General features: G+C 65.6%; 18 protein-coding genes. 10 read left to right on the forward strand and 8 right to left on the reverse strand.

Features of this window, described 5'->3' with window-relative positions; genetic code table 11:
• Positions 1–19: 19 nt before the first annotated feature.
• The 6 genes from pth to AC1MB9_RS11505 all read right to left on the reverse strand — a co-directional run bounded on the left by pth (position 20) and on the right by AC1MB9_RS11505 (position 5,990).
• Positions 20–604: an aminoacyl-tRNA hydrolase gene (gene pth, locus AC1MB9_RS11480; RefSeq protein ID WP_479964632.1), complete on the reverse strand. Its 585-nt coding sequence runs from the start codon at positions 602–604 to the stop codon at positions 20–22.
• 38 nt (positions 605–642) lie between these two features.
• Complete coding sequence (locus AC1MB9_RS11485; RefSeq protein WP_479962083.1) at positions 643–1,251, reverse strand: 50S ribosomal protein L25/general stress protein Ctc; 609 nt, start codon at positions 1,249–1,251, stop codon at positions 643–645.
• A 222-nt stretch (positions 1,252–1,473) separates the two neighbouring features.
• Positions 1,474–2,730 (reverse strand): D-mannonate dehydratase ManD, encoded by a 1,257-nt coding sequence (gene manD, locus AC1MB9_RS11490; RefSeq protein WP_479964633.1) that lies wholly within the window; start codon positions 2,728–2,730, stop codon positions 1,474–1,476.
• 73 nt (positions 2,731–2,803) lie between these two features.
• Positions 2,804–3,685, reverse strand: coding sequence for a carbohydrate ABC transporter permease (locus AC1MB9_RS11495; RefSeq protein ID WP_479962084.1), 882 nt, complete (start codon positions 3,683–3,685; stop codon positions 2,804–2,806).
• A complete protein-coding gene (locus AC1MB9_RS11500) occupies positions 3,682–4,605 on the reverse strand; it encodes a carbohydrate ABC transporter permease (RefSeq protein WP_479962085.1) in 924 nt (307 codons plus the stop codon). Before AC1MB9_RS11500 ends, AC1MB9_RS11495 begins: the two co-directional genes overlap by 4 nt.
• Positions 4,606–4,697: 92 nt before the next feature.
• The gene (locus AC1MB9_RS11505) at positions 4,698–5,990 is read right to left on the reverse strand and encodes an ABC transporter substrate-binding protein (RefSeq protein ID WP_479962086.1); all 1,293 of its coding nucleotides are present in this window, start codon (positions 5,988–5,990) and stop codon (positions 4,698–4,700) included.
• Positions 5,991–6,127: 137 nt separating this feature from the next.
• Between AC1MB9_RS11505 and AC1MB9_RS11510 the strand changes: the two genes are divergently transcribed.
• Positions 6,128–6,919 carry a FadR/GntR family transcriptional regulator gene (locus AC1MB9_RS11510; protein ID WP_479962087.1) on the forward strand — a complete coding sequence of 264 codons (792 nt, stop codon included), beginning with the start codon at positions 6,128–6,130 and terminating at the stop codon, positions 6,917–6,919.
• A gap of 7 nt (positions 6,920–6,926) precedes the next feature.
• Here AC1MB9_RS11510 and AC1MB9_RS11515 read toward each other — a convergent pair whose 3' ends face one another.
• Together AC1MB9_RS11515 and AC1MB9_RS11520 are read right to left on the reverse strand one after the other, a co-directional pair.
• Positions 6,927–8,327 (reverse strand): GntP family permease, encoded by a 1,401-nt coding sequence (locus tag AC1MB9_RS11515; RefSeq protein WP_479962088.1) that lies wholly within the window; start codon positions 8,325–8,327, stop codon positions 6,927–6,929.
• Between the two features lie 35 nt (positions 8,328–8,362).
• The gene (locus tag AC1MB9_RS11520; protein ID WP_479962089.1) at positions 8,363–8,902 is read right to left on the reverse strand and encodes a gluconokinase; all 540 of its coding nucleotides are present in this window, start codon (positions 8,900–8,902) and stop codon (positions 8,363–8,365) included.
• A 250-nt stretch (positions 8,903–9,152) separates the two neighbouring features.
• Between AC1MB9_RS11520 and gndA the strand changes: the two genes are divergently transcribed.
• The 9 genes from gndA to AC1MB9_RS11565 all read left to right on the forward strand — a co-directional run bounded on the left by gndA (position 9,153) and on the right by AC1MB9_RS11565 (position 19,880).
• Positions 9,153–10,556, forward strand: coding sequence for an NADP-dependent phosphogluconate dehydrogenase (gndA, locus tag AC1MB9_RS11525; RefSeq protein WP_479964634.1), 1,404 nt, complete (start codon positions 9,153–9,155; stop codon positions 10,554–10,556).
• Positions 10,557–10,685: 129 nt separating this feature from the next.
• Positions 10,686–11,051, forward strand: a complete 366-nt coding sequence (locus AC1MB9_RS11530; protein WP_479962090.1) for a hypothetical protein — start codon at positions 10,686–10,688, stop codon at positions 11,049–11,051.
• Positions 11,052–11,193: 142 nt separating this feature from the next.
• Positions 11,194–13,638: a GMC oxidoreductase gene (locus AC1MB9_RS11535; RefSeq protein ID WP_479962091.1), complete on the forward strand. Its 2,445-nt coding sequence runs from the start codon at positions 11,194–11,196 to the stop codon at positions 13,636–13,638.
• Positions 13,639–13,664: 26 nt separating this feature from the next.
• Positions 13,665–15,530, forward strand: coding sequence for a hypothetical protein (locus AC1MB9_RS11540; protein WP_479962092.1), 1,866 nt, complete (start codon positions 13,665–13,667; stop codon positions 15,528–15,530).
• Complete coding sequence (locus tag AC1MB9_RS11545; RefSeq protein ID WP_479962093.1) at positions 15,527–16,597, forward strand: alpha/beta fold hydrolase; 1,071 nt, start codon at positions 15,527–15,529, stop codon at positions 16,595–16,597. Before AC1MB9_RS11540 ends, AC1MB9_RS11545 begins: the two co-directional genes overlap by 4 nt.
• Complete coding sequence (locus tag AC1MB9_RS11550) at positions 16,594–17,574, forward strand: acetoacetate decarboxylase family protein (RefSeq protein WP_479962094.1); 981 nt, start codon at positions 16,594–16,596, stop codon at positions 17,572–17,574. Before AC1MB9_RS11545 ends, AC1MB9_RS11550 begins: the two co-directional genes overlap by 4 nt.
• 7 nt (positions 17,575–17,581) lie before the next feature.
• Positions 17,582–18,082: a hypothetical protein gene (locus AC1MB9_RS11555; protein WP_479962095.1), complete on the forward strand. Its 501-nt coding sequence runs from the start codon at positions 17,582–17,584 to the stop codon at positions 18,080–18,082.
• On the forward strand, positions 18,079–18,546 hold the full coding sequence (locus AC1MB9_RS11560) for a hypothetical protein (RefSeq protein ID WP_479962096.1): 468 nt from the start codon (positions 18,079–18,081) through the stop codon (positions 18,544–18,546). The genes AC1MB9_RS11555 and AC1MB9_RS11560 overlap by 4 nt, the downstream gene beginning before the upstream one ends.
• Positions 18,543–19,880: a patatin-like phospholipase family protein gene (locus AC1MB9_RS11565; RefSeq protein WP_479962097.1), complete on the forward strand. Its 1,338-nt coding sequence runs from the start codon at positions 18,543–18,545 to the stop codon at positions 19,878–19,880. The genes AC1MB9_RS11560 and AC1MB9_RS11565 overlap by 4 nt, the downstream gene beginning before the upstream one ends.
• Positions 19,881–19,904: the final 24 nt, after the last annotated feature.

Genomic DNA, 19,904 nt, shown 5'->3' on the forward strand with positions numbered 1-19,904 from the left:
GGACTCCGTGTCCGCTGCGTCAGGACGGGGCGTGAAACCGCTGCTGGGCGGCGGTGAGACCGTCCGTCGCGATGAGCTCGATCGCGTCGGCGGCGTCCGTGAGGATATTGGGCAGTACGCCCCGCTCGGCGCCGGTGAAGTCGTGCAGCACGAAGTCCGCGGCGCTTTGTCGGCCGGGAGGCCGGCCGACTCCCATGCGCACGCGCATGAAATCGCCCGTTCCGGTGGCGGCGATGATGTCGCGCAGACCGTTGTGGCCGCCGTGACCGCCGCCGACCTTGAGTTTGAGGGTGTCGAAGGGGATGTCGAGGTCATCGTGCACGACGATGAGGTGCGAGGGTGCCAGCGAGTAGAAACGCAGCAATGCGGCGACGGGTCCGCCAGAGACGTTCATGAACGTGTTCGGCTTGGCCAGGATGAGCTTGGGGCCGCCGGGCGCGCTGCGACCTTCAGCGACCGACGACGCGGTCTTGTGGTTCTTGAAATTCGCCCGCATGCGCTCGGCAAGTTGCGCGAGCACCATTTGGCCGACATTGTGGCGATTACCGGAGTAGTCGGGCCCGGGGTTACCGAGCCCGACTACCAGCCAGAGATTCTCGTCCAGTGGAATCCTCCGCTTACGACGGAACCAGAAAGGGATGACTACGCGGAGGGAGCGGCGGCGGCCTCGGCTGCAGCCTCGGTCGCGTCCTCGCCCTCGCCACGCGGCGTGGACACGACGACGACGAGGGTGTCGGGCTCGGAGATGAGCACGGCGCCTTCGGGCAGAATGATGTCGGATGCGTGGATCTGGGCGCCGTCTTCGAGACCTTCGATTGAGACGGTGACGTTCTCGGGGATGTCCGTGGCGGCAACCTCGAGCAGGAGCGTCTTGGTGTCGAAGTCGGCCAGGGTGCCCGGGGCGGTCTCGCCCGTCATGTGCACCTGAACCTCAACCTGAACCTTTTCGCCCTTGCGCACGACGATGAGGTCGACGTGCTCGATGATGGCGAGAACCGGGTCCTTCTGCACATCCTTCACGAGAACGAGCTGGCTCTTGCCGTTGATGTCGAGGTCAAGGATCGCGTTCGCGCGACGAAGCAGCAGCCCCATGCGGTGGGCGGGGAGGGACACGTGCACCGGCTCGGTGCCGTGGCCGTAGATGACGGCGGGGATCATGCCCAGCACGCGCAGCTTGCGGGCCGCGCCCTTGCCGAACTTCTCGCGCAGGTCAACCTGAACCTTGTTGATGTCTTTAGCCTTCGTAGCCATGATGTGTCTCCTTGCGGACCGCGTGGGCCCTGGTCGTTGTCTGGTGCAGTGTTCAACTCGAACGCATGTCAGCGTGAGGAAAAGCCCAAAGTCTCGTCCGCCGCGTCGATAACGGATGCCGCGGGTCGAAACCCAGATGGCGACATCCCTCGCCGAAGTTCAAATCCCAACGTTACACGTTTCGGCGAACGCGCGCAGTTCGAACGTGTAGCCGGGGGTGGGCTACCAATCGTGAATGGTTCCATCGGCCAGGCGGTTGAACGGGAGGTATGCCGTTTGGTAGGGGTATTTTCCCGCCTCGTCGACGTTCAATTCGACTCCGAGCCCCGGTTTGTCGCCCGGGTGCAGGTACCCGTCGGTGAAGCTGAAGGATTGGTCGAAGACGGCATTCGTAGCGTCGCCGTGCTGCATGTACTCCTGGATTCCGAAATTGTGGATCGCCAGGTCCAGGTGGAGTGCGGCCGCCATCCCGACCGGCGAAATATCGGTGGGTCCGTGAATCCCGGATTTGATCTGAAACTGCGCCGCGAAGTCCAGGATCTTCTTCATGGGGGAGATACCGCCCGTGTGTGTCACGGCCGACCTGACGTAGTCGATGAGCTGGTCCGTGATCAACGTCTGGTAGTCCCAGACGGTATTGAAAATCTCACCGATGGCCAGTGGTGTCGTGGTGTGCGAACGCACCAATCTCAGGGCATCCTGGTTTTCGGCGGGGGTGCAATCCTCCAGCCAGAAGAGATCATAAGGTTCGAGTGACTTTCCGAGTTTCGCGGCCTGGATGGGCGTCATGCGGTGGTGCCCGTCGTGAAGCAGCGGGAGTTCAGGACCGAATTCGGCGCGCACGGCCTCGAACACGGTGGGCAAGTGCCTCAGGTAGGCCCGGGTGTCCCAATCCTCCTCGGCCGGCCTGGCCGAGCGTTGCGCAGGCTCGTAGTCGTAGCGCTTGCCGCTCTTTTGCGTCTGAGCGGCAACACCGTAGACGGCCTTGAGCCCTGGTACCGCAGTCTGTACGCGAATCGCCTGGTACCCCAGCGCCTGATGTTTGCGGATGGAGTCAAAAAGTTCGGGCAGGTCCCTCCCCGAAGCGTGGCCGTAGGCAAGGATCTTGTCTCGACTGGCACCACCGAGCAGCTGGTAGAGGGGCATGCCCGCGGCCTGCGCCTTGAGGTCCCACAGGGCCACGTCGACGGCGGCGATGGCGGCCATGGTGACCGGTCCCCGCCGCCAGTAGGCGCTGCGGTACAGAAACTGCCACGTGTCTTCGATGCGGTGCGCGTCGACACCGAGCAGCAACGGCACGACGTGCTCCTGCAGGTACGCCACGACCGCCAGTTCGCGACCGTTCAAGGTTGCGTCGCCGAGACCGACCAGGCCGTCGTCGGTGGTGAGTCGGAGTGTCACGAAGTTGCGGTCCGGACTCGTGACGATGACTTCTGCTCTGTCGATCTTCATAGGGGACTCCTTGGTTGTGCGCTCGATGCGAATAGTGAGGCTCGCGCCACTAAAGCCACACGCGATGCGTGCTCAACGGTGCGCCATGGTGACGCCACGCTTATCCCTTTGTTGCACCGGCGGTGAGGCCCGACACGATGTATTTCTGGGTGAAGAGGGCGATCACCATGATGGGCACGGTGACGACGACGGCCGCGGCCATCAGGCTCCCCCAGTCGATGCTGGCGTACGAGACGAAGTTGAAGATCGCCACCGGGAGAGTCTTGGTATTCGCTCCGGAGAGCACGAGGGCGAACATGAAGTTGTTCCAGGAGAAGATGAACGACAGGATGCCGGCGGTCGCCAGTCCGGGGACCGACAACGGCAGGGTGATGCGCAGGAACGCTCCGATGTGGGTGAGGCCGTCAACCTGCGCCTGCTCCTCCAGCTCGAGAGGCGTCGAGTCGAAGTAGCTGATCATGATGTACACGATCAGCGGCAGGGCTACGAACATGTGCGACAGGATCAGCACGCCGAATCCGCCGACCATGCGCATGTTGGCGAAAATGAAGTACCACGGCACAAGCAGGCTGACGCCGGGGATGATTCGGGCCATGAGCACGACGAGCGCGGAGCGATGCATGGTGAAACGGCTCATCGCGTAGGCCGCCGGCACACCGATGATCAAGGAGAAGACGGTGGAGGCGAACGCCACCCAGAAGCTGTTGAAGATGAATCCGAAATAGTTGTTTCGCCCGAGCACGTTGTCGTAGTTGTCGAAGGTCGGGGTGAAGAAAATCGTCTTGCTCGCGTCGTAAATGTCGACGTTGGTTTTGAGCGACGAGATGAACATCCAGACCAGCGGGGCGATGAACAGCAGCACGGTGAGGGTGAGTGCCACCACTCGGAAGATCTTGTAGGCGCGCGGTTTGCGACGCCGGGGGGCGTTTTCGACCCGGCGTGGCGTCTCGGTGACGGGACGAGTGGGCAGTGTCGTGGTCATGACCGGTTCGCCTTTCTGCGGTAGGTGAGTGCCCACATGATCGCGATGATGAGTAGGAAGAACAGGATCAGCACGGTGGACGCTATCCCGTAGTCGTTGTAGTCGAAGCTCAGGCCGAAGGCGTAGATGTTGAGCGTCTCGACCTCGTGGAACGAGCCGCCGCCCTTGCCCTTTGTCGCATACAGGAGGTCGAAGGTCTTCAGGGCGTCGATGCCGCGGAGCACGATGGTCACGACGACGGTGGCGCGCATCAAGGGCAGGGTGACGAACCAGAATCGCTGCCAGGAGTTGGCGCCGTCGATGCGAGCTGCTTCATCGGGTTCGTCGGAGAGCGAGGTGAGGCCGGCGAGGAGCATCAGCACGACCATCGGTGTCCACTGCCAGATGTCCACAAACATGAGGGTGGGCAGCGCGGTGTACTGGCCGGAGAGCCAGGGCTGGGCCGGAATTCCGATCCAGCTGAGCAGCTGGTTGGCGAAGCCGATGTTCGGGTCGAAGATGAGGCGCCACATCATGCCGACGGCGACCGGGGTTGCGACCAGGGGAAGCAGGATCGCCACGCGCACCCACTTCTCCCCGCGGAACGGACGCCAGAGCAGCAGTGCGATGCACATGCCCAGGATCAATTCGATCGCGAGTGATCCGCCGGTGAACACGAACGTGCGCATCACGGCCGGCCAGAAGCGCTCCATGTCGGTGAGAACCTCAAAATAGTTGCTGAGTCCGACCAGGTTGGACTTGGCGCGGACGGAGCCTTCGGAGTCGGTCACGCTGAGATACAGGGTCCAGCCCAGCGGAACAGCGATAAGAAGGCCGACGAAGATCATCGCGGGAGAGGCGAAGAGCCACTTCCGATTCCGGTTTGCCCAGGTGGAATAGTTTTTCCACACGGAGGGCTTGGTGGTGACCATCGTGGTCATCTTTCACCTCACACTTGGTGTTGCACGTTCAGAAGGATGGGGGTGCGGGGGCGGACAACCGATGCCGGTCGCCCGCCCCCGCCGTTCGATGACTACTCGTCGTCGAGGATGCCCTGGAAGGCATCGTCTGCGGCATCGGCCGCCGCGTCGGAGTCGCCACCCGTGATGGCGACGACGATCGGGTCTCCGACGATCTCGCGGGCTTCGGGCACCTTGATGACGAGCGGGCGGTCATGACCGACACCGTTCTTCGTACTCGTGGCGATCGCAGCGGCGAGGTCGGCCGGGTAGGTTGAGGTGCCGGCCGGGTCTTCCCACACCGACTGGCGGGCACCGGGAACGCCATCCTGCTGAACAGCCAGGGTCAGGTCCTGGCTGGTCGCCCATTCGATGAACTTCCATGCTTCATCCGAGTGGGTCGATTCGGCGTTGATGCCGAGCGCCCAGGACGGCACGTTGTAGGCGACGGAGCCACCGGGGCCGGCCGGCATCGGTGCGAAGCCGACCGTATCGGACACCTTGGAGGTTTCGGGGTCGGTTGCGTTCTTGTAGAGGCTGTCCGCTTCGGTGTAGAAACCGGCCTGGCCCTGCGTGAAGATGGCCATTGCCTCCGGCCAGCTCATGTCGGTGCTGACGTTTTCGGGGCCGTACTCGCGAATGAGCTTGCCGTAGAACGCATACGCTTCCTTGGCCTCAGGGCTGGCAATGCCGGACTTGCCGTTCTTGTCGATGAAGTCGCCACCGAAGCTGTAGAGAAAGCTCGAGAACTGGGTGACGGCGGCAGATTTGCCGGTGCGGGCGACGAATCCTGCCACTCCGGGGTTCTGCTCCGTGATGGCCTGGGCTGCGGCTTCGAGTTCGACCATGGTGGTCGGCACTTCGAGGCCGGCTGCGGCGAGGAGGTCCTTCCGGTAGTACAGCACTTCCTGCTCGGTGATGATGGGGATACCGACCACGTTGTCTTCATATGTCGTCGACCCCACCGGACCCGGCTGGAAGTCGCTCCAGTCCCAGTCTGAATTCGACTCGACGTCGTCACTGAGGTCGGCGAGATAGCCGTTCTTGGCGAACAGCTTGCCCTCCTGGAGCGGGCGGTACATCATGACGTCGATTTCGTCGGTACCCGCATTGAGTTTGACGTTGTACTGGTCCGACAGCTGGTCTTCCCCGTACTGGCTGAGCTCCACAGTGAGGCCGGTGGCCGCTTCGAACTCGGGCAGCTTGTCCTTGATGGTATCGGTCCAGACGTGGTTCGCCAGGGTAACCCGGAGAGTCTTGGAGGCTCCGTCGTCGGCGGCGCCGGTGCTACACGCGCTGAGCGTGCCCGCCGCGATAATTGTCGCTGCGGCGATTGCCGCAACGCGAATAACTGAATGACGCTTCACTGTGTCTCCAATTCGCAGACCTGTGCGTCGTCACACAGATCCCCAACCGATGCATCTTTACATCTGTCTCGATGAGAGACATTACCGATTAAAACATACTTATTCAAGACCGTTGCCAAAACGATATGATGTGTGGCATGACGGATAACGTAAACGCAGTGGCGAGGGCGACGGAGCCCGACTCACTGGACGCCCTCCCCCGGGCGCTCGGCGACAACTCCGTCCTGCACGGGCTGCACGCCCAGATTCTCGATCTGCTCGGCCTGGCCATCTGCGCCGGCGAGCTGCCGACGAGGTCGGTCTTTCGTATTGAAGAGCTGGAGGAACGCTACGGCGTCTCCCGCTCGGTCGTGCGCGAGGCTATTCGGGTCCTTGCCTCGATGGGCATGGTCGCCTCACGCCGTCGCGTGGGCGTGCAAATTCTGCCGGAGACCGATTGGAATCTCTACGACCCTCAGGTCATTCGCTGGCGTCTGGCGTCCCCGGCCCGGAGCAACCAGCTGCGCTCCCTGACCGAGCTGCGCACCGCCATCGAGCCGGAAGCGGCGCGCCTGGCGGCCACCAGGGCACCCCTGGCCGACGCGAGCGAGCTCATGGGCCTGGCCGGCAAGCTCTGGGCCGCCGGACAGGCCGACGACCCCGCGGCCTTTCTCGTTCTGGACATCGAGTTCCACCGGCTGGTGCTCGCGAGTTCGGGCAACGAGATGTTCGCCAAACTCAACTCGCTCGTGGCCGAGGTTCTCACCGGCCGAACCCACTACGGGCTCATGCCGCAGCATCCTCACAACGATGCTTTGCAGATGCACGTCGATGTCGCCAGCGCCATTCAGCGCGGCGACGCCGCGGCCGCCCAGGCCGCCATGCTCGGCATCATGCAACGCGCATCTGACGAGATGAGTTCGATCTGGGCGGCCGACGAGCCGCACTAGGCTGCGTTTAGAACAGCCCGGCCACGATGTAGATCGCCAGGGCGATCGCGAAGCCGATGACTCCCACGAGCGCCTGGCCCACGGTCCAGGTCTTCAGCGTGGTTTTGGTGTCCATGCCGAAGAACCGGCTGACCAGCCAGAAACCCGAGTCATTGACATGGCCGGCGAACACGGAACCGGCGGCGAGCGCGAGGACGATCGCGGCAAGCTGTACCGGGTTGAAACTCGTGTCACTCATGACGACGGGCTGCAAGAGAGCAGCGGCTGTCGTCAACGCAACGGTCGCCGAACCCTGCGCGATGCGCACCACGGCGGCAATGACGAATCCGGCGACGATGACGGGAAGCCCGATGGTGTCGAGGGACTCGGCGATCGCGTTACCGATGCCGCTGGCACGGAGCACTCCACCGAACATTCCACCGGCGCCGGTGATGAGGATGACGGAAGACACCGGGCCGAGCGCGCTGTCGACGACGGCTTCCACGAGGTTGGCGGACTTGCGCTTCTTCCAGCCGAGCAGAATCATTCCGAGCAGTACGGTGATGAGCAGAGCGACCGGGGTTTCACCGAACGCTCGAAGGATCTGTACCCACGGGCTGTCGAGGGAGACCAGATCCGCGCTGGCGGCCATGTTGAGGCCGGTATTGAGGAAGATCAGTCCGATCGGAAGCAGCAGGAGTGAGAGAACGGTTCCGACCTTGGGCGTCGACTCGAACTCGGCGAAGTTGCCGGTGCTTCCGCTCAGGATGGACGGTACCGGAATGTCGTATTTGCGTCCCACGTAGCGGCCGAAAAGGTGACCGACGAAATACCAGGTGGGCAGGGCGACGATCAGACCGAAGATGAGCACGAGGCCGACATCGGCGCCGAGAAGCCCGGTGGCCGCGACGGGCCCGGGGTGCGGCGGTACGAAGATGTGCATCACCGAGAAGGCCACCGCCGAGGGGAAGGCATAGCCGAGGAATGAGCCGCCGAGGCGACGGGCGACTGCGAAGATGATGGGCAACATCACCACGAGGCCCGCGTCAAAGAAGATCGGGAAGCCGAGCATCAGGGAGGCCACGGCGAGGGCGAGCGGGGCCCGCTTCTCGCCGAACCGGCTGATCAGGGCGTCCGTGAGCACCTGCGCACCGCCACTCGTTTCAAGCATCCGACCGAGCATCGCGCCAAGACCCACGAGCAGAGCGACGCTTGCGAGCGTTCCGCCGAATCCGCTGAGAAGTGTCGGCATGAGGCTCGCCGTGGGAATGCCGGTTGCAACGGCGGTCAGCATGCTCACGATGATCAGGGAGACGAAGGCGTGAACCTTGAACTTCATGATCAAAACGAGCAGGAGGGCGATGGCGCCGGCGGCAACGCCGAGCAGCGCGGGTGTCGACAACACCCAGTTCAGTTCAAGATCGGTCATGCGGGTCTATCTCTTTCTTGGTCGGGTGAGTGCCGTTACTGCAGGAAGGCAGCAGCGAGGTCGACAATTTCGTCGGGAGTATTGGTGAGATTGATTCGCACCCCGGCCTCGTCGGCCGCGAGCGGCTCGAGCGCGGCGAACTGCGAATCGAGCAATGCGGCCGGCATGTACTCGTGGTTGCGGTGCGTCAGCCGCTCGGCGACGAGCTCCTGGTCGCCGAACAATTCCACGAACACGAGCGTCGGCACGATGCCGCGGAGCAGGTCGCGATAGCTGCGCTTCAGCGCCGAGCAGGCCACCACGATGGGCTCGCCGTTCGCGAGCGACGCGGCAATCGTTTCGGCAATGAGGGTGAGCCACGGGATGCGGTCGACATCGGTGAGCGGATGCCCGGCAGCCATCTTGGCGCGAGCCTCGGTGCTGTGTAGGTCGTCACCGTCGGCAAAACGCAGCCCGAGGGTGTCGCCGAGGCGCTGACCCACGGTCGATTTACCGCAGCCCTGCACTCCCATCACCACGATCGGTGGCCGGGAAGACACGGTGTGGGCTGTCTCGTTCAGGATTTCATCAGTCATTGACGCTCCGCTACATGGGCCGTTGCTTCATTACATCGGACCATTGTGCACTGAGTGCGCAATAAGTCTGATTACATGAATCAACAATACTCGTTATGTCCGCTCCGTCAAGCGACCAGTCGCCGGGGTGCGGGCCACGCAGGCCAAGGACTAACCTTTAGATTGGTCTGGAGATATCAGCCCCAAAGGAGCAAACGTGTCAGAAACCGGTGCAACACAGGCAAACATTGGCGTCGTCGGATTGGCGGTGATGGGCTCGAACCTCGCCCGCAACCTGGCCAGTCGCGACGGGAACACGGTCGCCGTGTACAACCGATCCCCCGAGCGCACCCAGCTGCTCATGAGCGAGCACCCCGAGGCCGGCTTCGTGGCCTCCGAGACGATCGCCGACTTCGTCGCGTCGCTCTCGAAGCCTCGTACGGCCATCATCATGGTGCAGGCCGGCGCCGGAACCGATGCCGTGATCACGTCGCTCTCGGAGCTTTTTGAGCCCGGCGACATCATCGTCGACGGTGGCAACGCCGACTTCACCGACACCATCCGTCGGGAAAAGGAACAGAGCGCCAAGGGCCTCAATTTCGTCGGCGCCGGCATCTCCGGCGGCGAAGAAGGCGCCCTCAAGGGCCCGAGCATCATGCCCGGCGGCTCGGTGGAGGCGTACAAGACGCTCGGCCCGATCCTCGAATCCATCGCCGCCGTCGTCGACGGCGTTCCCTGCGTCACCCACGTCGGAACCGACGGCGCGGGCCACTTCGTGAAGATGATCCACAACGGCATCGAATATGCCGACATGCAGCTCATCTCCGAGGCCTACGACCTGCTCCGCAAGGTGGGCGGGCACTCCCCCGCCGCCATCGCAGAGGTGTTCACCGAGTGGAACTCCGGTGACCTCGAGAGCTACCTGATCGAGATCACCGCTGAGGTGCTGCGTCAGGTCGACGCGAAGACGGGCAAGCCGTTCGTGGACATCGTGCTCGACGAGGCCGGCTCGAAGGGCACGGGCGTCTGGACGGTACAGAACGCCCTCGACCTGGGCGTACCCGTCGGTGGCATCGCGGAGGCCGTCTTCGCCCGCGCGGTGTCCAGCCACCCGGAGCAGCGCGTCGCATTTCGCGCCATCGTCGACGCCCGCCCGGAGATCTCCGTGGTCGGCCACACCTTCGAGGATGATGTGCGCCAGGCGCTCTATTCCTCCAAGGTCGTCGCCTACGCCCAGGGCTTCGATGCCATCATCGCCGGTGCGCAGAAGTACGGCTGGAGCATCGACAAGGGTGCCATCGCTACCATCTGGCGCGGCGGCTGCATCATCCGCGCGCAGTTCCTCAACCGCATCGTCGACGCCTACGCGAACGACCCGTCGATTCCGACGCTGCTAGCCGACCCGTACTTCGCCAAGGCCGTTGCCGACGGCGAAGCGGCCTGGCGCCGGATCGTCTCGACGGCCGCGCTGTCAGGCATCCCGGTTCCCGGCTTCGGGTCGGCGCTGAGCTACTTCGACTCCCTCGCGAGCGAGCGCCTGCCGGCCGCCCTCGTGCAGGGTCAGCGCGACTTCTTCGGGGCGCACACCTACAAGCGCGCCGACGTGCCTGGCACCTTCCACACCCTGTGGTCCGGCGACCGCACGGAGATCGAGACCGAGGCGTCGACGCACTAACGCCCGTCTCTTTGTCACAACGACGGGGATTCCCGCTCCGCAGTGCCTTACCATCCGGAAGGCGCGCGACGCCCGGAATCTCCGTCGTTTGTCGTACGGGCGGCGCCGTCTGGAATACTGGACGGAACCATGAGCGACAACTATCCCGAACTCTCCGGCTATGAGCCGAATGACCGCCAGCGCCCCCTGCGGAGCAAACATGTGACGCGCCTGATGCGCATCGTCGTCGTGTTGGGCCTGCTGGCCCTCGTCATTCCCGGCGTGCTGACCACCGTGAACGTAGCCTCCAACACCGCCAGCCGCGCCTGCAACGTCAACGTGGCCCGGTACTACCCGTTCTCCTCCGGTGCCGACGCTCGCTTCGAGCTCAGCGGGCAGGGCGGTTTCGGTTGGCAGTGCTATGCCATCGACCGCAACGAGCGGGAGACGTTCGTCACCCAGCTCGGCATCATCCCCTCGGCACCGCACGCCGTGGCGCCCGGCCAACCCAGCTGAGGCCTCACCGGGCCGCCTGGTGCCGAGCGCTGGACAACTCGTCGACCCGGTGGCACAATACTGAGCAAAATGCCGGTGCGAGTTGTGCGCCGGCCCGTGCGGGCCTGACCGAGGAAGCCAGAGCCTGAAAGTCCCCGAGGGGGTGGCCCTGACGAACGCATCGTCTGGTTCGGAATTCGTGGATGCCGTGGTCGTGGGATCCGGCTTCGGAGCATCCGTCGCCGCCTTCCGGCTGGCCGCCGCCGGGAAATCCGTCGTCGTGCTCGAGCGTGGCAAACCCTACCCGCCCGGCAGCTTCGCGCGAACGCCCGCCCAGATGGGGCGGAACTTCTGGGACCCGAGCGCCGGCATGTTCGGCCTGTTCGACGCGTGGACCTTCCGCGGACTTGAGGGCATCGTGTCCAGTGGCCTCGGCGGCGGTTCGCTCATCTACGCGAATGTGCTGCTGCGCAAAGACGAGAAGTGGTTCGTGCGCGAATCACCGGTGCCGGGCGGCGGCTACGAGGACTGGGCGTTCAACCGAGCGGACCTCGATCCGCACTACACGCACGTCGAGGAGATGCTGAACCCGGTGCCGTATCCGTACCGGGATACGCCCAAGACCCAAGCCATGGAGATGGCCGCCCGAAAACTGGGCCTCCCCATCGAGAGACCGCCCATCGCGGTCACATTCGGTCCCACCCGGTATGCCGATGCCGAACCGAACCTGCAGATTCCCGACGCGGCCTACGGCAACCTGCACGGGCACCGGCGGGTCACCTGCCTGCTCTGCGGCGAGTGCGACGTGGGCTGCAACGTCGGGGCGAAGAACACCCTGGACCACACGTACCTGTCGGCCGCGGCGCACCACCATGCGGACATCCGCACGCTGCACGAGGTGCGCGGGTTCCGTCCCCTCGACGGAGGCGGCTATGAGGTGCGGTATGTGGTGCACGACCCGGAGGCAGCGGCCGTACGCCCCGGCGCCACATCCGGGCTGCCCGTGCGGAGCATCCGCTGCCGACGTTTGATCCTCGGCGCCGGCACGTTCGGCTCCACGTTTCTGCTGCTGAGCAATCGGGGATCCCTTCCCGGCATCAGCCCGCTGCTCGGCACCCGGTTCAGCGGCAACGGCGACCTGCTCACGCTCCTGCTCAACGCGAAGACCGAGTCCGGCGGCGTGCGCAGCCTCACCGGCGACCGCGGCCCGGTGATCACCACGGCCATCCGCGTGCCGGACACCGTGGACGGGGGCTCCGGGCGAGGCTTCTACATCGAAGACGCCGGCTACCCCGGGTTCCTGAACTGGCTGCTTGAGACGGCGCAGCTGCCCGAGGTCGTTGCCCGTATGGGCCCCGTGGCCTGGCAGCTGTTTCTGAACCGGCTCTTTCACGGGCAGCGCTCCAACATTTCCCGGGACCTCGCCGCGGCGCTTGGCGACGGGCACGCCTCGGCGAGCGCACTCCCGCTGCTGGGCATGGGCCGTGACGTGCCCGACGGTGTGATGACGCTCTCCCAGGGGCGGCTCCAGATCAACTGGACCCTCGCCACATCACTCGGCTACTACGATCGCCTGCGCTCCACCATGGCGGAGATTGCGACGGCGCTGCAGGCCCGGTTTGAAGATAACCCGCTGTGGTGGGCCAAGCGGGTGATCACCGTGCACCCGCTCGGAGGCGCGCCCGCCGCTCGGCACATTGAGGAGGGCGTCTGTGATCCCTTCGGGGAGGTGTTCGGTTACCCGGGTCTCTACGTGCTCGACGGGGCCGCCATGCCCGGTCCGGTGGGGGCGAATCCCTCCCTGACGATCGCCGCGTTCTCCGACCGGGCCAGCGAGCATATGCTCGACACGAAATGGGCGGCATCCGCTTCACGTGCGGCGGCCGCCGCGCCGGCCGCGGCGAGCGCCGAACCCCCGGGTCCGCCACCGACCACCGCAACCCGCTCGTTCACGCCCACGTCACTGAGCTTCACGGAGCGGATGCGCGGCGCCGCGACGACGGGCGTGGGCGACCCGGCCCGGGGTGCGCTCACCGGCCGCATTCGCGGGCACGATCTCATGTTCGAGCTCACCATCACGGCAACCGACATCGCCGCGTTCACGCGGGATCCCCTGCACCCGGCTCGCGCTGACGGTTACGTCATGTGTGATGTGCTCGGCGGGCGCCTCGACGTGGAACGGGGGTGGTTCAACCTGTTCGTTCGGCCGGCAGGATCGACAGGCCGCCGCATGCTCTACCGGCTCTGGTTGCGCGATGTCGGGGGAACGCCGCTGACCCTCGTGGGGTACAAGAACGTGACCAACCGGGCAGGCTTCACGCCGTGGCGGGACACGACGACCCTCTTCACCCACGTGCTCGACGGCCACGTGGCGCCGCCGGAAGCCCTCGCCGGCCTGAGCGGGCAGGCCGCGTTCCTCGCCCCCGAGCACGGCATTCGAGCCGCGGGGATCCTGCACATCTCGCCGTGGGCCCTCGCGCGGCAACTGACGACGTTCCGCGTCACCGGTCCCACCGGCCGCGGCGCGATCTGGGCCTTTGCCCGACTGTTCCTCGCCGAACTCGTGCGCGTCTACCTCAGGGCCCGGAAGCCCCTCGACACGAACTAACCGATCATGCACGAAAGAAGGCTCCGATGAAGAGACGCGGTCTTGCTCGCCACGAGAAGGATCTCGGCTTCCTGCCGGAGGGCCGTGTGCGCTGGCTCGCGCCCGGTCAGCTGCTGCGCACGGCCGTGCAGGTCGTACTCGCCGAAATCTTCGCCAACTACGGGGACAAACGGGAGCTGCAGGAGGTCTTCTCCAAGCGCCGCTTGCGGCTGAGGGAACGTCCCCGGGGCGATCTGTGGATCGACTTCACGGCAGACCTCGGTGACGGTTTCGACGCCACCGCGAGCGTCGCGTCGCTGCTCGGGCAGGATGAGCTGTCCGTGGTCTCGCCCGACGACGCCGCACTAACCGCGACCCTGCCGCGCGGAAACCTGCTCATCCTCGGCGGCGACGAGGTGTATCCCACCGCGTCGGCAACCGGCTACGAGAACCGCACACTGGGCCCCTATGCCGCGGCCCTGCCAGCGGATGCCGTCCTGCGCCGAGGCAATCAGCATCCGAGCCTGCTCGCCCTGCCCGGCAACCACGACTGGTACGACGGGCTCAGCGCGTTTCTGCGCATCTTCACCCGCCCGCGACGACTCGGGGCCTGGCACACCATTCAGACGCGCAGCTACTTCGTGCTGCGACTCGGCCGAGGGTGGTGGCTGGCCGGCCTGGACAGCCAGCTGGGCGAATACGTGGACGAACCGCAGCTGAACTATTTTCGGGAGCAGCTGACCAACCGGTTGTGCCCGGGAGACGCGATCATCCTCTGCACGGCGTCGCCCACCTGGGTTCGCACCAAGACGCGCGACCCGGACGCGTTCAACCAGCTGCACTATTTCGACCGGCATTTTCTGCGCAACCGCGTCAACCCCGACACGGGCACGTCCCGGCCCACCGGCGCACATGTGCGCGTCTGGCTCAGCGGCGACTCGCACCACTACACGCGGTACGAAGAGGTGGCGCCTCGTCGTACCGCCTCGAGCCGGTCCGACCCAGGGACCGGCCGGGACCCTCGCCCCACCCAACTGATCACGTGCGGACTCGGCGGGGCCTTCCTCGCCGCCACACACCAGTTGCCGGCCAAGCTGACCCTCCCCTCTCCGCACTCGCGCATGCGCGACAAAGACCAACGGGGGACCGACTACCGGCAGGCGCCCACCACCTACCCGGACAAGGCCGGCTCCCTGCGGATGACCGCGCGCACGGCCAACCCCTTCAGCCGATTCTGGCTGGGCTGGCGCAATCCCTCCTTCCCGCCGTTGCTCGGTGCCGTACACCTGCTCGTCTTCCTGCCGTTCGTCTGGGCGCTCGGCATCACGCAGCCGGGCAGCACCTTAACCCCGAGACTGAACGGTGACGTCGCAACGAGCCGTCTCGAAGTGAGCGGCGTTCTCACGATTCTGGCGGTGGTGGTGTTGCTGCTCTCGATCGTCGCCGCCGTGTCTCCACGCGGATGGCTGCCGCGCACCGCCGCAGCGGTGGCCGGTGTGGGATTCCAAATCAGCGTCCTTCTCACTCTGGTGATCCTCACGCTCCTGGTCCCCTGGCCCGACACCTGGTCGGGCGGGGAAAACGTCGTCGTCGCCGCGGCCATCGTCAGCGTAGGCGGAGCGCTGCTCGGAACCGAAATGTTCGCGCTCTTCACCTTGACCCAGAACTCCGGAGATATCTTCAACTGGCAGATGTCCAGCCAGGCGGTCGAAGACCACAAAGGCTTCCTGCGCATGCGACTGCACCGTAACGGCGACCTGGAGATCTTTCCTCTCGTCATCGACACCGTGTGCCGGGACTGGACCCTCGTCGATGCCGCGAACGGTCAGAAGCGGCCCGTCCCCACCTCCCCCCTGACGCCTCGACTCCTTGAGGCACCCATCCTCGTCTCCCGAAAGGGTTTCCGCGCATGACCTCCCCACTCGCCGCCCCCGCACCCGTCACCCGCGCCGACCATGTGACGGAGGTCATTCCCCTCACCGCTCCCGACGGCGCGCCGCTCTCCCTCGTGCACGTCACAACAGAGGGCGTCGGCCGGCACCCACCGCGGGGGCCGGTCATGCTCGTGCACGGCGCCGGCGTACGCGCGGAGCTGTTCCGTCCGCCCCTGAGACGCACACTCGTGGATGCCCTGCTCGATCAGGGCTGGGACGTGTGGATGTTCAATTGGCGCGCATCCATCGACTTCGACCCGCTGCCGTGGACACTGGACGACGCAGCCGTGTACGACCATCCCACGGCCGTCGCGCATATCCTGCGTGTCACGGGCGCCGACACGCTCAAGGCCGTGGTGCACTGTCAGGGATCCACGTCGTTCACGATGGCGGCCGTTGCCGGCCTTCTTCCCCGGGTCGACACGATCATCACCAACTCCGTGTCCCTGCACCCCGTCGTTCCCCGCCTGTCGCAGTTCAAGATCACCCGCCTCGCGCCCATCGTGAACGCATTCAGCCCGTACCTCAACACGGCGTGGGGCTACAAGTCCAACGGGTACTTCTCCCGCATCGTGCGGGGCCTCGTGCGGGCGAGCCACCCCGAGTGCGACAATACGGTCTGCCGCATGGTGAGCTTCACCTACGGCAGCGGGCACCCGGCGCTCTGGGCACACCGAAATCTCGACCAGGCCACCCACGACTGGATCACCGGCGAATTCGCGGAATCACCGATGACGTTCTTCGCCCAGATGAAGAAGTGCCTCGACGCCGGACACCTTGTCCATTCGGGCCTGCACCCGGAGCTACCCGTCGACCTCGTGGCGAACGCGCCGCAAACCGACGCGCGTTTCGTGTTCCTCACCGGGGCCGATAACCGCTGCTTCCTACCCGCAAGCCAACGCCGCAGCTACGAATTCTTCAACCGGCACCGCCCCGGAAAGGATGCCTTTCACCTGCTGCCCGGCTACGGGCACCTCGACGTGTTCTTCGGGGTCAACGCGTGGCGGGACACCTATCCGATCATCGAAAGGGAGCTGGCATCATGAACGCCGTCACCGCGGCCCTGGGCCGTTCATTTCAGGGTCTCCTCCAGGCCGCGCTTCGACGCCTGCCCTCTCCCGTACCGGAGCGTCAGACGCGGCTCACCGGTCAGCACGCGCTCGTCGACGGCATCCCGTACACGATGCCGGTCAATTCCGACGACTCCCCCGTGCTAATGGCGGCCTTTCCCATCCGTCGTTCGGCCGCCGCGCGTCTCCTGCCCGGTACGGAGCTGCATCCGGTCGGGATCGGGTTCGGCCGCGGACTGCTCGTCGTCACGGTGGTCAACTACCGCTCCACCGACATCGGCAAGTACATCGAGTACTCCCTCGCCATTGCGGTGACACACGGGTCGAAACCGGCCCCACCGCTGCTGCCGGCACTACGCATGGGACACTTCGGCACGGGCCAGTACGTGGTCGATCTCCCGGTGAGCTCGGAGATCTCGGTGAAGGGAGGCAAGGGCATCTGGGGCATGCCCAAGCATCAGGCCAACCTGGATTTTCTCGTGACGCCGACCACGGTCTCCGCGATGTATGCCGTGAACGGCATGCATGGGTGCACGATTGACATCAAACGTCCGCCGCGCACGAACCTCCCGCTGAAACTCGCGGCGGTCAACTATTGCGCCTTCCGCGGCCAGCTGATGAAGTCCTCCATCTACTTCGAGGCGCAAGCGGATGTCGCATTCGGTCGTCGCGCGCAGGCGCGGCTGGTGTTCGGCGACGCGCCCGGCGTTCAGCCCTTGAAGACGCTGCATGTGGCCCGCAAACCGCTCTTCACCGCGTATATGCCACAGGCGCACGGCGTGCTCGACGACCACTACGAGGGCTGGTTCCTCACCGCGGACACCGGCGAGGCCGCGGCGTCCGGCCATCGCGGTGACGGACTCGGAAGCGTCGTGCACCTCACCAACAGCCAGCAGTGGCTCACACCGCCGCGGCGGGACGCCTCCGAACGCGGCAACGACGTAGAGCTGTGAGGACGAGATGAACGAGGCAGGGGTCGGCGGCTGGCTTCTGCTGGTCACCGCGCTGTATTTCCTGTTCGGGGCGACGATGTACATGGGCACCATGTGGGTGCTGAAGTTCTTTCTGTATCCCACCTGGCGCGGGCTCACCCCCGATACCGAACCGGTGCACTTCGCCATTCCCACCCTCGCGGCCACGCGCTTCTTCACCGTCATCGTGCCGCTCATGCTGGTGGCCGGCGGGGTGCTCGTGGTGTCGGAGTGGGGCGGTCCCCTGGTGTGGTTCTGCTGGGCGTGCGTGGCGGGAATCGTCTTCCTGACCTACGTCGGGCAGGGATTGATCATCCCCATCAACAAGAAGATTCGAGCCGGCAGCTACGACGGGGTCGACGGGCTGCGTGCGCTGCTCCGGCGCTGGATGTGGCTCAACGACCTGCGGTTTTACGGATCCACCCTCTTGTGGCTGGTGATTGTGGCGTACATCGTCGACAAGGGACAGCTCGCGGCGGCGTTCTCATGAACGGGCGGGTTGCGCCGCCGTGGATGACGGTGCGCAATTGGCTGGGGGAACACCCGCTCCGGGCCGTGCTGGTGGCGCTCGGTCTGATCACGGCTCTCACCGGCGTCGCGGAGATTCTTGCACCGCACGGCATGCTGACGCTGCTGGGCGCGAGCCCCACACCGCTGGCCGCTCAGCTCTTCGGCACCGTCGGGCTGTTCATGCTCGTGGTGGGCGCCCTGCTCGCCCAGTCGCTCCTCGGCCCCGTGCCGAGCCGTGAGGTGGTGCTCTGGGCGGGCGTGCAGAAGCTCGGTGCCGTCGTGGCCGTCTCGATCGCCGTTGCCAACGACCTCTTCGGCCCGATCGCCCTGCTCGTGGCCCTGTTCGATCTGGCAACCGCCGGGCTTCTCGCCCTGTACTGGGCGCAGCTGCGACCGGCCGTGCAGCGCGGGGCCCGGCGCACCGGCCGGGATGACCGCGCATGACACGATCACTGATTCTGGCCGGCGGGGGCATGCGCGTGGCGTGGCAGACCGGGGTGGTCAAGGCCCTCGCCGAGGAGGGTCTCACCTTCGACCACATCGACGGGACGAGTGGGGGCATCCTGACAGCCGGGATGCTGCTCTCCGGGCTGCCCGCCGACGAGATGGTGCGGCGGTGGAGCGCGCTCGACGTGGCCGACTTCGCGTCGGGACTGCCCGTGAAGGAGTATCTGAAGGGGCCGTGGTCACTTCCGGCCTTCGGGGATGCCGACGGGATTCGGGACCGGGTGTTCCCCGGGCTGGGAATTGACGTGGCACGCATCCGTCAAGCCACCATTGCGGGAACGTTCAACGTGGCCGACTTCACGCACAAGCAATCGATCGCCTTCGAAGCGGCCCTGGTCGACGCCGAGCTGCTCGCCGCAGGGATGTCGCTGCCCATCTTCATGACGCCGCTGCGCCGGGACGGCGTGGTGTACACCGATGCCGTGTGGATTCGCGATGCCAACGTGGCGGAGGCTCTCCGTCGCGGCGCGGAGGAGATCTGGCTGGTGTGGTGCATCGGCAATTCCGGCTATTACGGGGATGGGCCGCTCGAGCAGTACGTGCACATGATCGAGATGAGCGCCACCGGGGCGCTGCTCGCGGACTTCGCGCAGGCGGAAGCGGCCGAGCGGCGTTTCGTGCTGCACGTGGTCAAGCCGCAGCATCCGTTGCCGTTGGATCCGGAGTATTTCCTCGGCCGCATCAGCACCGATTCGCTCATCGCGATGGGATACCGCGACGCCCGCGCCTACCTGAGCGGGGCGAGCCCGACCGGGGTTCCGGCGGATGCCGGGTGCACCGCCATGACCGAACACGCGCCGGGCATCCGCTACGTTGAACGGCTCGGCGCCGAGGTGCAGGGCGCCCGGCTGAGGCTCACGGTCACCGTCGTTCTGCCACTGCCCGGAGAATCAGCCGTTCCGGAGCTTGCGGGATTCCTGGACTACGCGCCGTGGGGCGCACGGATGTTCCTGGCCGAGGGAACCGTCGACATCGACGGGGCGAGGGTGACCTACTCCGCGCGCGTTCTGCATGAGGGAGCCTGGCTGCGCCTGACGGCGCGACGGGACCTGACGGACGATCCCGGATGGGACGCCTGGGGCGATGTGAACACGGTGGAGTTCGCGCTCCAGGATGCACAGGGCGCGCTCGTGCTCTCCTCAGCCCTGACACTCGGGGTCAGCGGCCTGCGGCGTCTCGTCGCCAGCGTCGAGCCGGTCGGCACCCACGGGCTCGTCAGCCGGGCCGACGCGATTCGGCGGGTGCTCGCGAAGGTCCTCGGCCGGGACTAGTCCGGCGCCGCACACAAAACAGGG

The sequence above is a fragment of the Cryobacterium sp. AP27 genome (genome assembly GCF_056680495.1).